This is a genomic window from Rhodococcus sp. EPR-134 (genome assembly GCF_001647205.1).
Classification (GTDB): domain Bacteria; phylum Actinomycetota; class Actinomycetes; order Mycobacteriales; family Mycobacteriaceae; genus Rhodococcus_F; species Rhodococcus_F qingshengii.
Genome location: NZ_LVCT01000487.1, coordinates 1 through 14,780, shown reverse-complemented (window position 1 = coordinate 14,780; position 14,780 = coordinate 1). Strand labels below are relative to the sequence as shown.

15 protein-coding genes and 1 pseudogene are annotated in these 14,780 nt (G+C 62.6%); 10 read left to right on the top strand and 6 right to left on the bottom strand.

All coding sequences use genetic code 11. The features are described 5' to 3' along the window. On the bottom strand, window positions 1-699 hold a 699-nt coding region (locus A2J01_RS22520; RefSeq protein ID WP_156519361.1), incomplete at its 3' end, for an amidohydrolase family protein. A 224-nt stretch (window positions 700-923) separates the two neighbouring features. On the opposite strand from A2J01_RS22520, the gene A2J01_RS22515 reads away from it, so the two are divergent. The 7 genes from A2J01_RS22515 (at window position 924) to A2J01_RS22485 (ending at window position 7,190) form a co-directional block, all read left to right on the top strand. Next, a complete protein-coding gene (locus A2J01_RS22515; protein ID WP_064113631.1) occupies window positions 924-1,826 on the top strand; it encodes an Lrp/AsnC family transcriptional regulator in 903 nt (300 codons plus the stop codon). 78 nt (window positions 1,827-1,904) lie between these two features. Beyond that, the gene (locus A2J01_RS22510) at window positions 1,905-2,561 is read left to right on the top strand and encodes a FadR/GntR family transcriptional regulator (protein WP_030536128.1); all 657 of its coding nucleotides are present in this window, start codon (window positions 1,905-1,907) and stop codon (window positions 2,559-2,561) included. Further along, complete coding sequence (locus A2J01_RS22505) at window positions 2,558-3,361, top strand: class I SAM-dependent methyltransferase (protein WP_064113630.1); 804 nt, start codon at window positions 2,558-2,560, stop codon at window positions 3,359-3,361. Before A2J01_RS22510 ends, A2J01_RS22505 begins: the two co-directional genes overlap by 4 nt. 56 nt (window positions 3,362-3,417) lie before the next feature. Next, on the top strand, window positions 3,418-3,969 hold the full coding sequence (locus A2J01_RS22500) for an acyl-CoA thioesterase (RefSeq protein ID WP_042451572.1): 552 nt from the start codon (window positions 3,418-3,420) through the stop codon (window positions 3,967-3,969). Window positions 3,970-4,014: 45 nt separating this feature from the next. After that, window positions 4,015-5,295 (top strand): NAD(P)/FAD-dependent oxidoreductase, encoded by a 1,281-nt coding sequence (locus tag A2J01_RS22495; protein ID WP_231915875.1) that lies wholly within the window; start codon window positions 4,015-4,017, stop codon window positions 5,293-5,295. Window positions 5,296-5,364: 69 nt separating this feature from the next. Further along, window positions 5,365-5,688, top strand: a complete 324-nt coding sequence (locus tag A2J01_RS22490; protein ID WP_003942947.1) for a DUF6292 family protein — start codon at window positions 5,365-5,367, stop codon at window positions 5,686-5,688. Between the two features lie 80 nt (window positions 5,689-5,768). After that, the gene (locus tag A2J01_RS22485; RefSeq protein WP_064113628.1) at window positions 5,769-7,190 is read left to right on the top strand and encodes a DUF2252 domain-containing protein; all 1,422 of its coding nucleotides are present in this window, start codon (window positions 5,769-5,771) and stop codon (window positions 7,188-7,190) included. Between the two features lie 4 nt (window positions 7,191-7,194). Here the strand turns inward: A2J01_RS22485 and A2J01_RS22480 are convergent, their stop codons facing one another. Both A2J01_RS22480 and A2J01_RS22475 read right to left on the bottom strand, forming a co-directional pair. Beyond that, window positions 7,195-7,452: a WhiB family transcriptional regulator gene (locus A2J01_RS22480; RefSeq protein ID WP_003943196.1), complete on the bottom strand. Its 258-nt coding sequence runs from the start codon at window positions 7,450-7,452 to the stop codon at window positions 7,195-7,197. A gap of 19 nt (window positions 7,453-7,471) precedes the next feature. Then, the gene (locus A2J01_RS22475) at window positions 7,472-8,002 is read right to left on the bottom strand and encodes an HNH endonuclease (protein ID WP_156519360.1); all 531 of its coding nucleotides are present in this window, start codon (window positions 8,000-8,002) and stop codon (window positions 7,472-7,474) included. Window positions 8,003-8,337: 335 nt separating this feature from the next. Here A2J01_RS22475 and A2J01_RS22470 point away from each other — a divergent pair, with 335 nt between their 5' ends. After that, on the top strand, window positions 8,338-9,348 hold the full coding sequence (locus A2J01_RS22470; RefSeq protein ID WP_064113627.1) for a threonine aldolase family protein: 1,011 nt from the start codon (window positions 8,338-8,340) through the stop codon (window positions 9,346-9,348). Between the two features lies 1 nt (window position 9,349). Here A2J01_RS22470 and A2J01_RS22465 read toward each other — a convergent pair whose 3' ends face one another. Both A2J01_RS22465 and A2J01_RS22460 read right to left on the bottom strand, forming a co-directional pair. Continuing rightward, window positions 9,350-10,204, bottom strand: coding sequence for an LLM class flavin-dependent oxidoreductase (locus A2J01_RS22465; protein WP_030536134.1), 855 nt, complete (start codon window positions 10,202-10,204; stop codon window positions 9,350-9,352). Continuing rightward, window positions 10,201-11,064: a patatin-like phospholipase family protein gene (locus A2J01_RS22460; protein ID WP_058038372.1), complete on the bottom strand. Its 864-nt coding sequence runs from the start codon at window positions 11,062-11,064 to the stop codon at window positions 10,201-10,203. Before A2J01_RS22460 ends, A2J01_RS22465 begins: the two co-directional genes overlap by 4 nt. A 54-nt stretch (window positions 11,065-11,118) precedes the next feature. Between A2J01_RS22460 and A2J01_RS22455 the strand changes: the two genes are divergently transcribed. Together A2J01_RS22455 and A2J01_RS22450 are read left to right on the top strand one after the other, a co-directional pair. Beyond that, window positions 11,119-12,804: a dihydroxyacetone kinase family protein gene (locus A2J01_RS22455; protein WP_064113626.1), complete on the top strand. Its 1,686-nt coding sequence runs from the start codon at window positions 11,119-11,121 to the stop codon at window positions 12,802-12,804. Window positions 12,805-12,905: 101 nt separating this feature from the next. After that, window positions 12,906-14,528: a long-chain fatty acid--CoA ligase gene (locus A2J01_RS22450; RefSeq protein ID WP_003943212.1), complete on the top strand. Its 1,623-nt coding sequence runs from the start codon at window positions 12,906-12,908 to the stop codon at window positions 14,526-14,528. A gap of 86 nt (window positions 14,529-14,614) precedes the next feature. Here the strand turns inward: A2J01_RS22450 and A2J01_RS36530 are convergent. After that, a pseudogene (locus A2J01_RS36530) lies at window positions 14,615-14,780 on the bottom strand (TetR/AcrR family transcriptional regulator); the annotation flags it as partial.

Sequence of the window (14,780 nt, the reverse complement as noted above, 5' to 3'; positions counted from 1 at the left end):
CTCTTCCGGCTCGTCCTCGAGATGGAAGTTGGGGCCGTGATGGCCGACCTTCACTCCGTTGACGCCGGTGAGAATGTTGCACGCGGCGTCGGAGAGCTCACCGGTGAGTTCGCCGTCTTCATCTCGGAAGAACTCGCCACCGGCCGGATTCTCGGTGCTCGCGTCGATACCGTGCTTGTCGAAAGTGAAGGAGTTGACGACGCCGCCGTGACCGCTCGCGTTCATGAGGTAGACCTCGCGATCGGTGGCCACCTGATCGAGCTCTTCCTTGAGCGGGTGACGCCCTTCGATCAGGTTGCGGTGCTCGTAGCCGTATCCGCGAATCGGGACGCCCGCAGGTGCTGTGAGCGCCGCTTCCTGAAGTAGCGCAATGATTCCGGGGATGGAATGTGCCTTCTCCGGCCCACAGTCCACCCAGCTGAGCATCTGCCCGTACATCAACGGGTGTGCATGTGGATCGACGAAGCCGGGGACGACGGTGGCGCCGTCGAGTTCGACCACCGCGGTTGTGCGAGTGCTCAGCCGACGCGCCTCGGTGCGGCATTCCTCGAGCGTTCCCACCGCTGCAAAGCGGTTTCCGAACACCAGGAACGCTTCGGCTCCCACCGTGCTGTCGTCAACGGTGTGGATCTTGGCGCCGGTGAAGATCGTGCCGGTGGCGTCGAGAGGCGAGGCTTCGTGCGTGTGCAACTTGCGCATGGTGGTCCTTCGTCGAGATGGTGGTGCAGGTCACTGCGTGTTGAGCGAAAACTACGCCCTGACCTGGAGCTATGCAATGCATCAAAGTTTCAGACCAGGCGGTATACAACTTTTTTGTATGAGTTCTTGAGCATTTCTGCACTTATCCACATCATCCATGGCCACATGCGACTGTTCTAATAGGAAGCTCATACAGAAAAATCTCTGGAAAAGTTGGGGCAACCATGACGGTCGATCTCGATTCCAAGCTCATTGCCGCACTTCAGCGCAACGGGCGAGCGACGTACTGCGAACTGTCCGTGGCGGTCGACGCCCCACGAGCGGCGGTGTCCACCAGAGTGCAGGCGCTACTCGACTCGGGAACGGTGTCCGTAGTGGCCGTCGCGCACCCCGAACTTCTCGGGCTGAAGGCGCTTGCAAACGTCTCGATCGCAGTGTCCGGACCGATGACCCCGGTGCTGGACGCGTTGATCGCATCCGAGGCCGCCGTCTACATCTCGGCAGTCAGCGGGCAGTACAACGTGATTGCGGAACTTCGGGTGCCCAGTCACGACGATCTGTACCGTGCCATCGCCGAACTCCGCTCACAACGTGGCGTTCGATCCGTGAGCACGCTGGTCTACGTCGACGTCATCAAGGGAATCTTCATGCCCGAGACCGCTTTACAAGCCGATATCCGACTCGACTCGACAGATGTCGCGTTGATCGAACTGCTCGAGCGCAACGGGCGAATGCCCTTTCTCGAGCTGGCCGAACACACCGGACTGTCGCCGAGCGCCGTGCGCAACCGGGTCAATCATCTGATCGCGAGCACGGCACTGCGCGTCGGCGCTGTCGTCAAGCGGCGAGGTGGTGGCCGAACGCTGGCGATGGGCATCGGCGTCAATCTGGGCTCACGGGACGACAACGCGGTATCGGAGATCGAGTCGCTGCCCGGAATCGAATTCCTCGCCCGGACCCTCGGACGATACGACGTGATCGCGACGGTTGCCGCCAACTCCTCGAGCGACCTGCATGCGCTGTCCGAACGAATCCGCGGGATCGACGGTGTCAGCGGCTTGGAATCTTGGGCACATCTCGAGGTATTCAAGGAGCACTACGCCCGCAGCCTGGACGTACGCGGGTAATTTCCGAGTCATTGACCCACTTGGTCGGGCACGCTAACCTCGATCAAGTCATTGACCCACTTATCCGAGGTGACATACATGGCCGATTCCGGACGCAAGGTAGACATCGTCGCCGCGGCGATCGAGGAGGCGATCTCGACCGGTCGATGGCCCGTCGGATCAAAACTCCCGCCGGAGACCGCATTGGTCGAAGAATTGGGAGTCGCCCGAAACACCATGCGCGAAGCGGTACGGGCGCTTGCCCACGCCGGAGTTCTGTCCGTTCGTCACGGTGGCGGCGTGTACGTCATGGCGGCGTCGCCGGTCGAAGGACTACTCGGGCGCAGGCTCGCCATAGGTGACGTTCTCGACGTACTGAGCCTGCGACGCGGACTCGAGGTCGAAGCCGCGCGACTTGCAGCGCAGCGCCACACCCCCGAAGATCTCGCGCGGATACATGCAGCCTGGAATGCCCACCCCGGTCACGTCGGCGGCTTCACTGTCGAAGCCGGCATGGCCTTGCACCTTTCGATCGTCGAGGCGTCCCACAATTCCGCACTGATCGACGTCTACCGGGGAGTCCTTGCCGCCGTGACGGATTCGCTGTCCGCCGTCAGTGTCGGTCCAGGTTTCCACGTCGACGAGCACCGACCCTTGATCGCTGCCATCGAGGAACGCAACCCCGGCGAAGCAGCGCGTGCGGCAGGCGCAGCGCTCGATACGGTCATCGACGCAGTCGAAAGGAGCTTGTCGTGAATCGGGGAAACTGGAACGGTGCGGCATATTCCCCTCTTGCCGAACAACTCTCACCTGCATCGACAGAGGCGCTGCGCTCGATCGGGCACGTGAGCACGGCGTACGACGTCTGCGCCGGAACGGGGAACTTTACGCTCCCGGCGGCCCAGTCCGGGATCGCGGTCCACGCACTCGACCTCTCCGCCAGCCAGCTGGAGGTCGCGCGCGAACGCTGGATTCCTCGCCCCGGAACTACCGAACCCACTTTCACGATCGGCGATGCACAGTCTCTGCCGTGGTCGGATTCGAGCGCCGACGCCTGTGTCAGCATCTTCGGGATCATCTTCTGTCCCAACCCTGCGATCGCCCTCGCAGAGATGATGCGGGTGACCCGCCCGGGTGGAAGCATTTGTGTCGCAACGTGGTCGGAGAACGGGTGGGCAGCAGCACTCCGAAGGGAGGCCGCCTCTGCGTGGAATGGCATCACACCACTACCGACGACATGGTCGAGCCCGAGCGAATTCGAGAAGGCAGCAGCTGGATTGGAGTCGGTGAGCTCGGCCTCGCACCTGCTCGAGTGGCAACTACCAGCCGGTTCGGATCCCGTCGAGGAACTGTGCGACCAGGCGCCGGCGTTGAAGAACTTTCGCGAGGCGGTTCGAGGCGCAGGGAATTGGGCTTCGATGTCAGCGCACCTCCGCTCGACGCTCGCACCCTGTCTCAGGTCGAGCGCGGCCGGCCCCGTCGCCACCAGCGAATACGTCCTCCACACGGGCACTGTCCCGAACTCTGACACCGCGCTCTTACGAACGCGCGGGTAACCCTCTTTGCCGGATACGGTCTCTTCACCGTCCACCGAACCGAAGAGGCCCGCTTGATGTCTGAATCGAACTCCCTACCTGAATTGAAGCAAGCATCGCAGCAAGCATCGAAACAAACCTTGTCCATGTCCGTCCTCATGACGCCGGACATGTCAAACTTCTCGGGCAACGTGCACGGCGGAACGATTCTGAAGTTTCTCGACCAGGTTGCCTATGCGTGCGCGAGTCGATATGCCCAGACCTACGTCGTGACTCTGTCGGTGGATCGTGTGGTGTTCCGCGAACCGGTGCATGTCGGCGAACTCGTCACGTTCAGCGCTTCCGTCAATTACACCGGGCGCACCTCGATGGAAATCGGAATTCGAGTCGAAACCGAAGACATTCTTCTCGGAAAATCTCGACACACCAATAGTTGCTATTTCACGATGGTGGCGATGGGAAGCGACGGGAAACCGGCTGAGGTACCCCAACTCCGGCCGACCGGAACAATCGCGAGGCAGCGATTCGAGGCCGGGCGTCGGCGTCGTGAACTGCGCAGAGAGAACGAGCTTCGTGAACAGTCCATCCGGGCCGCAGTTCGGGACTTAACGCCCGAACACGATGACTGAATCCAGTCATATTTAAGTTATAACCTTATGCATTAAGCTGATCGAGTGACTTCGAAGGCACGGGAAAAGTATGACGTTGTGATTGTCGGCGCGAGCATCGCGGGATGCGCGGCCGCAATCATGTACGCCCAGCAAGGTCTGCGGATAGCGCTTCTCGACGCTCGCTCCGACATCCGGGCGCACAAAGTCCTGTGCACTCACCACCTGCAACCGTGCGGTGCCCCGATCTTGCAACGACTCGGCGCCACGGAAAAACTGCTCGCCCTGGGAATGGTGGAAACCATTCCGACATTCTGGACCCCTTGGGGAGTGATCACCCCTGACGCGGCAGAGAACTCACCGCCACCTGGGTTCAACGTCCGAAGGGAAACTCTCGACCCCCTACTGCGCCAACTCGCGAACGACTACCCGAACGTCGACCTTCTTCTCGGGTATCGCGTTTCCGGACTGCTGACCGAGAACGGCACTACTGCAGGCGTCTACGGCACCGAACAGGGTTCGGTCTTCACTGTCGAAGCACGATTGACCGTCGGAGCGGACGGCAAGGATTCGACCGTCGCACGATCCGCTCGTTGCGACTCCGTGACTGCATCCAACGGGCGTTTCAGCTATTTCGCCCAACTCTCCGGACTTGAACGACCCGGCGGAGAAACGTCATTGTCGTGGTTCATGGATCCCGACGTCGCCTATCTGCTCCCCAACGACGGCGGAATCAGCGTGCTGGTGGTCTTCCCTGCCCTCGACAAGCTCGGCTCGTTCGCTGACGACCTGTCTACTGCTTTCCTCGAGTACGCCAACGCATTACCCGGCGCTCCGCTTGTTCGGCGAGAGCACATCGTCGGGAAGATCGTTGGTACCAAACACTTCTCCACAACCCTCACCGAACCCGTAGGTAACGGGTTCGCACTCATCGGCGACGCTGCGGCAACCAACGACCCGTTGTGGGGTATCGGATGCTCGTGGGCACTCGAGACCGCTCAGATGCTGGTCGATGCGACCGCGCACATGCTGACGGAGACGCCGGCAGACACACTCGACTCACATCGGAACGTGACCGCTGCATTGACCGAATACCGTAGCGCCAGAGCAAGTATGACGAATCACATCGACTACATGAGCGGTTACGCCGGTGGGCGAAAGTTCACCGCGATCGAACGTCTGCTCATCTCCGCGGCCACCCACGACCACGACGAAGCCCGAAGGTTCTACTTGTTCGGTTCCCGGTTGATACCGGCCGAACAGTATCTCTCGACTCGCTCGGTCGCGCGGGCAGCACAAAAACATCTCAGGCACCGTCTGCGTCGTAGATCTGTGGCCGGGACGTAATCTGACAAGCGTTTTTTCGGCGCCGGCAACGGGGAACCCTCCGATCGCAACCGAGCCGGAGGAGCGACCATGCGTGCACACATCGCCATTCCGAGTGAATCGACTTGTCACAGGTACGTAGTCGCCGTCGCCAGCTCCACCTTCGCCGAATCGGTCATCTGGTGCGACGGCCCCGCGTTCGACGCAGTACTCGTTCTGGGCAGCGAGATTCCGCAGCACAGTGGCCACCGAGCCGTACTCGCCTGGAATCACTACTTCGGGTGGGCGCTCGGCGTGGAAACCACACCGGATGCGTCGTTCGCCGTTGTCGAATGCCTCGGTATCGGGAGAATGCCGGATCCTGAACTGTGCGCCGACCGCGCTGTCGAGTTGATTGCCCAGGCGGGTAGTTAAGGAACTCGTCGCGCGGCGCACAATCCGGCGGGCATAAGATCGAGCGCGAGTTTCGCACGCCCGACGAAAGAGAGCCCGACATGGACCCGCTGAACAGGCCTGCCGGTCAGCTGGCTCTCGAGAACGAACCGGACGGCAGGGCGACTTTGCGGGCGCGTCAGACGCCGCGCAGTGAGCGTCGCAAGATCGGGAAAGGCCTGCGCAAGCGAGTGGCGCGATCGTCGCTCGGCGACTGGACGCCCCCATCCGATCGACGTGACCCGGTCGATCAGGTCAACACGGCACACGAGGGAAGACTCGACTGGTTGGTTCCGATCCGTGTGGGGCGAATGGTCGCTTCGCCATACGGATTCCTGCGCGGTACCGCCGGATTGATGGCGGAGGACATGGCGCAGCTGCCGTCCACCGGCATCACTCCCGTCATCTGTGGAGATGCGCACGTCGGAAACTTCGGGTTCTACGGATCTCCGGAACGCGAACTTGTCATAGACCTCAACGATTTCGACGAAGCACATCCCGGCCCCTGGGAATGGGATCTACGAAGGCTGGCTGCGAGCATCTGGGTGGCCGGTCGACAGAACGGTCTCACCGAAGCTCAATGCGAAACAGCAACAACCTCGTGTGTGTCCGCGTATCGCCTCCACTTGGCGAAGCTCTCCGAGCGTCCGCTGTTCGATCGCTCCTTCGACCGGGTCGATCTCGACGGACTCACCGACCACGTCACCGATCCTGGGTTGCTGGCCGAGATCAGGCGCGCCGCGGAGCGCGCCCGGCGGCGTACGAGTGACCATGCGGTGCCGCGGTTCACCGTCGAGGATCACGGACGGCGCCAGTTGGTCGAGAACCCGCCGCTCACAACACGACTCACGCCGCAGGACACCGACTTCCTCCTGGAGGGTCTGGACGAGTATCTCGAAACCCTTGCACCACACTGGCGCCGAGTCGTCTCGGGATACAACGTCATCGACGTCGCGCACCGGGTTGTCGGAGTCGGGAGTGTCGCTCTGCGCGCCTATGTGGCCCTGTGCGAAGGGAGCATCCCGGACGACGTCATCTTCTTGCAGCTCAAGCAGGCTCGCCGATCCGTCGTTGCACCCTTCGTGCACGGTGACTCGGCCTGGCACGACCATCAAGGACGACGCGTCGCGGAATACCAGCAGGCTCTCCAGACAGTCAGCGATCCACTGCTCGGGTGGTGCACCGTGGACGACCGCCAGTACTACGTCCGTCAGTTCCGGAACATGAAAGGTTCTGTGGACCTGAACAATATCGATGCAGCGGCCTTGACCGACTATGTCGCGATCTGCGGTCGCCTACTGGCCAAGGGGCATGCACGAACCAGTGGCGCGTCACTGATTTCCGGTTACCTGGGAACCTCGGACGCGGTCGATACCGCCCTCACCCGGTTTGCTCGGCTCTACGCCGATCAAACCGAACGTGACCACTACGCTCTGTGCCGGGCGGTATCGGCCGGTACGATCGCCGCGGAGCCGGGAATCTGATCCCTCACGCCGCGACGATCCTGCCCTGCTCGAACTTCACTCCTCCCCAGATTCCGGTCTGGCCAGTGGCAGAGGCGAATTCGCGACACGATTCCGCAATCGGGCACCTGTTGCACACGTCGGTCGCGTAGTCGTATCCCTCGGACGGAAAGGGAAACCACCGGTCCGGCTCGGGGTCTCCTCGGCATTCCGCCTGCCACCACGTCCGGTCGTCCGAGATCGGCAAAAGCTCAGCCAAATTGGAGATTTCGTCAGCGCACATCACTGGCTCCCTTCGACTGTCACGTCCGACTCAATTCACGCCAGATCTCCTGCTGCACTTTCTCGATGCGCCGAGGTGCCTTCGGCTCCCACAGCAGCCGCATACCGGCCTCGGTCGGAGTGCGATCCGCCTTGCGCTGATTGCAGGAACTGCAGCACGCCACCAGATTTCCCCACGTGTTGGGCCCGTTACGGCTCCGCGGCTGGACATGGTCGATGGTCGTTGCCCGGGCGGCGCAGTACGCACATTGACGACCGTCCCGGTCGAAGACACCGGCAAAAGTGGCCCGACTGGAATCGGTGACCGTCACCCGGTGAGCAACGTACACGTACTCGGCGAGCAGGATCGTCCTCGGAAGTGGGATTTCGACGTGCTTGGAGCGCACCGGAAATATCGGGGTCACGTCTTCGGTGGACTGCGCGGAGCCGGTGGCGATCAGGACGACCGCACGATCGGCGCTCACTTCCCCGAGGTACTCGTACGTAGCGTTGAGTACCCGGACGGGGCGGTTCATCCAACTGTGAGCAAGTGCGCGGTTCGGGTTCCGCATGAGAGTTCTCAGTTCGTGTCGAGGAGTGAAACTCCTGGACACGAAGACGGGTCAGGAGCAAATGCAAGAAATGGGGAACGGCATATATCCAGCGCCGCTCTGTTCCCCGAATGCGGGATGGGAAATACCGCGGGGTGAGTGCCCGCGCAGGTGCAACGCTTGCTTCCAGTCGCGCATGCCTGTCCCCTTCCACTTCTTGTTCTCGTCACCGGCTATTGCCGACGCTCATCATCACACGGAAGGCATCCTCAGCGATATCGATTTATCAGGCCGGAAGAGCCGTCCTGGAAATACCGCGGTTTGACGCCGGAACACGCGGCTTGATCGAATGAGCCATGACTTCGTCGTACATCGACCTACGCTCGGACACCGTCACCAAGCCTGATGCGGAGATGCGGAAGGCGATGGCCGACGCCGAGGTCGGTGACGACGTCCTCGATCACGACCCGACCATGGCGGCGCTCGAGGAAGAGGTGGCGCACACTCTGGGTTTACCGGCGGCACTGTGGGTGCCGAGCGGATCGATGGGCAACCTGATTGCGCTGATGCTGCACCTTCACCGCGGCGATCAGTTCCTGGCACCGGAACACTCTCACGTCTTGGGCTCCGAATTGGGCACCGCTGCCTGGCTCGCCCAGGGAATGCCGATGGCGTTGCCGCACGACGGCGGACCCGGACGTCCCACCCCCGAGACTGTTGTGAAGGCGGCGGGCTCCCCCGGCCCGTACTTCGCGTTGAACACCACGCTGCTCTGTCTCGAGAATACTCATAACTTCGCCGGCGGTGCCGTCATGAATCAGACCGAATGGACGAAGCTGGTCGACGCAGCGCGATCACGCGGCTTGAAGATTCACCTCGACGGCGCCCGTCTCTGGAATGCCGCTGCTGCACTCGATGTTTCGCCCACCGAATTGACTTCCGGCGCCGATACCGTTCAGGTGTGCCTGAGTAAGGGACTCGGTGCGCCGGTCGGCTCGATACTCGCCGCATCACCCGAATTGATCACCGAAGCCCGAAGGATCCGCAAGATGCTCGGCGGCGGCGTTCGTCAGGGCGGAGTGCTGGCCGCAGCCGGCATCGTCGCGTTGCGCTCACAAGCTCGCCTCTCCGACGATCACGACAACGCGCAGCGCCTCGCGTCGGGGCTTCGTGAACGCGGTTGGGCCGTCGACGAACCTGCCACCAACATCGTTCTGGCCGCGACAGCTGATCCGTCGGTCACCGTTGCTCAGCTCGCCGCTGTCGATGTCGGCGCGGTCACCGTTGCCGGGAAGGTTCGGTTCGTGACACATCGCGACGTGAGCACTGCCGACATCGACGCGGTTCTGTCCAGAGTAACCTTCTGAACTACGCCACCAGGGGTTGAACCTCCTGCGCGACAAAGCGAATGAACTCGCGGACATCCGGCTCGTCAACAGTCGGTTGGAGTACCACGGTGGTTGCACCTGCTGCAACCCATCGCCGTGTTGCTGCCGCGACTTCGGCCGCGTTGCCCACGGCAATCGCATCCTCCGGCGACTCGCTACCGGACGCTGCGGCCTCGGCAAGGGCGCGCTCACGACCGCCGGAACCGAAAGCACAGATGACGTAGACGACGACCTCGTGATCCGACGCCCCGATGTGAGCGATCGCCCGACGCACGCCGTCCGGGGTCGTCCCACCCGAGAGCACGGTGCCCTGCGCCAACTCGCCACTGAGCGCCAAAGTCTTTGGCCCCGTGGCGCCGACGAGCAACTGCGGCACCGTCTCCGGTGGCCACGCCAGCGTGACGTCCGTGAGATTCACGTATCGACCGGACACCGTCACCGACTCACCGCCCAGTAGCCGCTCGACTGCTCCGAACTGCTCCCGCAGGAGGGTCAACGGCGATTCGGCTTTGGCCCCGATCTGCCGCATCCAACTCTGAACGCCGTGACCGAAGCCAACCCGTAGTCGATCCGGATGAACTCTGGCCAGCGCTGAAATCTCCATCGCCGTGATCGCGGTGTTGCGCATCGGGGTCGGCAGCACACCGATCGCCACACCCACGCGATCGGTCTCAGCCAATACAGTTGCAGCAGTGGCTATTCCTCCGCCGAAGAAGCAGTCTTCCCACAACCAGACCTCGTCGATACCGACTTCGTCTGCATACCTGGCATGTCGAACCAGATCTTCCGGAGATTGCTCCGGGCGCACGACGACGGCAATCCGTGCGGCGCTCATGCCGTCACCAGAAACGCGGCGATCTCGTCGGCGGTTCGACGGCCCTGTTCGCGGCCGAGTTCGGCTGCGGGGCGCCTGGTTGTCGGTGAAAGCGAGTTCGTTCCGATCGCTTCGACGACGGCGTCGTCGGCGAAGACAGGCAGCACGGGCAAGGGCGTCATCACGTCGATTTCCTCTCGTAGACTGCCGCCCAGAAGATTCGGGGCGGGGTCGGCTGCGGGTGAAAGAACCACGACCACATCGCAGTCGGCAGCCAGATGAACATTCGAGCCACTCGCCATTCCGCCGTCCATGTACCGCTCGCCCTCGATCACGACTACCGGCCACACCCCTGGTACGGCGCAACTTGCTCCGACTGCGTCGATCAGTTCTACGCCGTCAGCGTTGCCGAACACCCTCAACTCACCGGTCTGTGCGTTGATCGCCGGGATGCGCAACTCCCGGTCGGGCCACAACCGATTGGGCAGCCTCGCCTCGATGACCGCGCGACGCACGGCAGGTTCGACGGTATCGGCTCTCATCGCTGCTTCGCCGAGCAAACGGAGCTGCTCGGCCCGGTCCTGCGATCCTGCGATCGCGTCGACGAACATCTGACCGAGTACCTCGACATCGACCTTCGGGTCGAGCTCCCCGGTGGCCTCCGCTGTTTGTGCGTCGAAAAGCTCTTGCAGTGTCACGCCGCTCGCTATCTGAGCGCTCACCGTGGAACCTGCGGAAGTGCCGATCAACACGTCCGCCGTCAGCAGCGCAGCGGCAGTGTCCGGTGATTTGTCCTGAAGGCCCAACAGAAAACCTGTTTCCCAGGCGATTCCCGCAACGCCGCCACCGGCAAGTACCAACCCCAATTTCACGCCGTCCACCTCTCGTCGATCGTGATCCGTGCCCGAAGTCGACGTTAGACCTACTCTGAAGTGATGTTCATGCGCAGCGCAAAGACATTTGTTCCCGACGCACTCCGTGGGTTGATCGCATCCACCGACGACATCGCGTGGAATCCCGACCCTGGGTACCTCACACGCGCAAGGCCACTTCCCCGCGGACGGGTCGCGCTCGTCTCCGGCGGCGGTTCAGGCCACGAACCCATGCACGCCGGATTCATCGGCGAAGGAATGCTCACAGCCGTCTGCCCCGGATTGGTCTTCAGCTCACCCAATGCACTTCAGATCCACGAGGGATCCAAGGCTGCCGACGCCGGCGGCGGCGTCCTTCACATCGTGAAGAACTACACCGGCGACGTGATGAACTTCGGTATCGCCCGAGAGTTGCTACGCGAGGACAAGATCGATACGGACGTCGTCCTGGTCGACGACGACGTCGCGACCGAACGCGCAGACGGCAGTGGCCCGGGGCGACGCGGTACTGCGGCAACCATCGTGGTGGAGAAGGTCTGCGGCGCATCCGCCGCCCGCGGCGACGACCTGGCCGAGGTGACCCGGGTCGGACAACACGTCGCGCACTCCGCTCGGAGCATGGCCGTCGCCCTTCGCCCATGCACTTTGCCGGGGGCTGACGAGCCGTCGTTCGACTTGCCGGCGGGTCAGATGGAACTCGGTATCGGCATCCACGGCGAACGCGGCACAGAACGCGTGGACGCCCTGCCCGCACCGGAATTGGTGCGGCGGCTGACGGACCCGATCATCAAGTCCCTGAGTCTCGCCGAAGGCGACCGCGTCATCGCCGTCGTCAACGGTCTCGGCGCCACCCACCCGCTGGAGTTGCAACTTCTGTTCGCCGAACTCGGAGATTATCTGGACGAACAGGGAATTCACATCGAGCGGACACTGATCGGAACCTTCGTCACTGCATTGAACATGGCAGGCGCGTCCATCACCCTTGTTCGCACAGACAAAGAAATCCTCGAATTATGGGACGCACCAACAAAAGCGCCCGCCTGGCCGAATGCTATAGCGCGTGAGTACACCGGCATGGGCACGCGCGAATCTTTCGGTCCCACATTCACACCCGACACCTCACGCACCGCCGAAAGCAGCTTCGTCGGAAGCTGGATTGCGGACTGGGCCGAGAAGGTACTGGATCAGGAACCGGCACTGACCGATCTCGACCGACGAGCGGGCGACGGCGATTTCGGGACCAACATGGTGGCCGCACTGGATCAACTCGACATCTCGGCGATCCGTGACACGTACTCCACCGCAACGATATTCGATGCAGTCTCACAGGCGTACCTCGGCCACGCCGGTGGCACCTCCGGCGCATTGTTCGGCATCTGGTTCCGGCATTTCTTCCGCGTTGCCGCAGACTCGGCGGACTCCGAACTCGACCTCGGCGCGATCGCGGCTGCAGCGCGAGCGGGACTCGACAACATCACCTCGCTCGGCGGCGCACGCGTCGGCGACAAGACGATGGTCGACGCGATAGTTCCGGCGGTCGAGTCGTTGGAGCAATCCGTGAGCTCGGAAGCCGATCGAGATGCTGCGCTGGCGAGCGCAGCGGAAGCCGCAGCGGCCGGGGCGGAGTCGACCGAAACCATGCTCGCGAACCGCGGACGTGCAAGTTATGTGGGCGAAGCCGCTCGCGGAGTAGTCGATCCGGGAGCGCTACTCATAGCGTGGTTCTTCGCCAGTGCAGTGGGTCACTAGCGAGCACTTCGGGGCTGTGACTAATCTGGCAGCCACAGCACATCGTTTGTGACGGCCCGTGGGCAAAAGCACCGGTCTCACACACCACACAGGAGCAGCCCATGCTGAGCACCATGCAAGACGCCCCCCTCTCCATTGCTCAACTTCTCCGCCACGGTGCCTCCGTTCACGGCGCTTCCGAGGTTGTCACGTGGACCGAGTCCGGCCCGCGCCGTGTGTCCTACGCTGACGTCGGCAAGCGCTGTGCTCAGCTTGCGCACGCCCTGCGCGGGCTCGGCGTCGAGGGCGACGAGCGAGTCGCCACGTTCATGTGGAACAACTCCGAGCACCTCGAGGCGTACCTGGCGATCCCCTCGATGGGCGCTGTGCTCCACACCCTGAACATTCGTCTGTTCCCCGAGCAGTTGATCCATGTCGCCAATCACGCCGAGGACCGCGTGATCATCGTCGACCCGTCCCTGATTCCGCTTCTCTCTCCGCAGCTTCCGTCGCTGACCACCGTCAAACACATCGTCGTCACCGGCTCCTCCACTGCAGGACTCGAAGCTCCCGAGGGAGTGCAGGTTCACACCTACGAGGGCTTGATCGCCGATCAGCCCACCGAGTTCGACTGGCCCGAGGTCGACGAACTGAGCGCTGCCGCAATGTGTTACACGTCCGGCACCACGGGTGACCCCAAGGGCGTCGTCTACTCCCACCGTTCGATCTACCTGCACTCCATGCAGGTCTGCATGAGCGACGGCCCCAACCTCGCGCAGGGCGATCGTGCACTCGCCGTGGTGCCTCAGTTCCACGCCATGTCGTGGGGACTTCCCTACGCCGCATTCATGATCGGTGCTTCGCTGATCATGCCCGACCGCTTCCTCCAGCCTGCCCCGTTGGCTGCGATCATCGCCAGCGAGAAGCCGACGTTCGCCGCAGCCGTCCCCACCATCTGGCAGGGCCTGCACCTCTACCTCGAGCAGAACCCGCAGGACATCTCCTCGATGCGCGAGGTTCTGATCGGTGGGTCCGCGGTACCGCCGGCCCTCATGCACGCATTCGAAGCCGATCACAACGTCTCCGTCCTGCATGCCTGGGGCATGACCGAAACCTCCCCGCTCGGATCCGTCGCCCGCCCGCCGGCCGGCGTCACCGGCGACGCAATGTGGAAGTACCGCTACTCCCAGGGGCGATTCCCGGCATCCGTCGAGGCACGTCTCATCGACGACGACGGCAAAGTTGTTGCACACGACGGCGTTTCCGTCGGCGAGCTCGAAGTGCGCGGCCCCTGGATCACCGGGTCGTACTACGGCGTCGATGCGGAAGACAAGTTCAACGACGGCTGGCTCAAGACCGGCGACGTCGGATCCATCACGGCCGACGGCTTCCTGAGCCTGTCCGACCGCTCCAAGGACATCATCAAGTCCGGCGGCGAATGGATCTCCTCGGTCGACCTCGAGAACGCCGTCATGGGTCACCCTGACGTCACCGAAGCTGCCGTCATCGGCGTGCCGGACGAGAAGTGGGACGAGCGCCCGTTGGTTGCGGTTGTTCTTCGCGCTGGTTCCGAAACCACCATGTCCGAACTGCAACAGTACCTTTCGGACAAGGTTGCCAAGTGGCAGCTGCCCGAGAACTGGGCCGTGGTCCAGGAAGTCCCGAAGACGAGCGTCGGCAAGTTCGACAAGAAACGCCTTCGCGCCGACTACCACGAGGGCGGACTCGAAGTTACGCGACTCTGACACCGAGTGAATGCCGAAGTATGAATACTGAAGGTGGGCAACAGGTTTTCGACCTGTTGCCCACCTTCGTTCACGAGCGATGCACTTTACGGCCGATAGCCGACCGTGTGAAAAGCGATATCGACGTACTTCTCCGCCAATTGCGACGGTGACATCGGACCGCCGGTCTGGAACCAACGCGGCAGTGACTGCGCCATACCGAGTATTGCCCGGACGGTCTCTTCGGTATCGGTGACCGCGAAATCTCCCGAT

What these genes read in the sequence shown, in the direction of transcription:
- A2J01_RS22510 (WP_030536128.1), top strand. Translation starts at nt 1,905, where the DNA reads ATGGCCGATTCCGGACGCAAGGTAGACATCGTCGCCGCGGCGATCGAG.
- A2J01_RS22450 (WP_003943212.1), top strand. Translation starts at nt 12,906, where the DNA reads ATGCTGAGCACCATGCAAGACGCCCCCCTCTCCATTGCTCAACTTCTC.
- A2J01_RS22470 (WP_064113627.1), top strand. Translation starts at nt 8,338, where the DNA reads ATGACTTCGTCGTACATCGACCTACGCTCGGACACCGTCACCAAGCCT.
- A2J01_RS22455 (WP_064113626.1), top strand. Translation starts at nt 11,119, where the DNA reads ATGTTCATGCGCAGCGCAAAGACATTTGTTCCCGACGCACTCCGTGGG.
- A2J01_RS22475 (WP_156519360.1), bottom strand. Translation starts at nt 8,002, where the DNA reads ATGCGGAACCCGAACCGCGCACTTGCTCACAGTTGGATGAACCGCCCC.
- A2J01_RS22490 (WP_003942947.1), top strand. Translation starts at nt 5,365, where the DNA reads ATGCGTGCACACATCGCCATTCCGAGTGAATCGACTTGTCACAGGTAC.
- A2J01_RS22465 (WP_030536134.1), bottom strand. Translation starts at nt 10,204, where the DNA reads ATGAGCGCCGCACGGATTGCCGTCGTCGTGCGCCCGGAGCAATCTCCG.
- A2J01_RS22515 (WP_064113631.1), top strand. Translation starts at nt 924, where the DNA reads ATGACGGTCGATCTCGATTCCAAGCTCATTGCCGCACTTCAGCGCAAC.
- A2J01_RS22485 (WP_064113628.1), top strand. Translation starts at nt 5,769, where the DNA reads ATGGACCCGCTGAACAGGCCTGCCGGTCAGCTGGCTCTCGAGAACGAA.
- A2J01_RS22500 (WP_042451572.1), top strand. Translation starts at nt 3,418, where the DNA reads ATGTCTGAATCGAACTCCCTACCTGAATTGAAGCAAGCATCGCAGCAA.
- A2J01_RS22480 (WP_003943196.1), bottom strand. Translation starts at nt 7,452, where the DNA reads ATGTGCGCTGACGAAATCTCCAATTTGGCTGAGCTTTTGCCGATCTCG.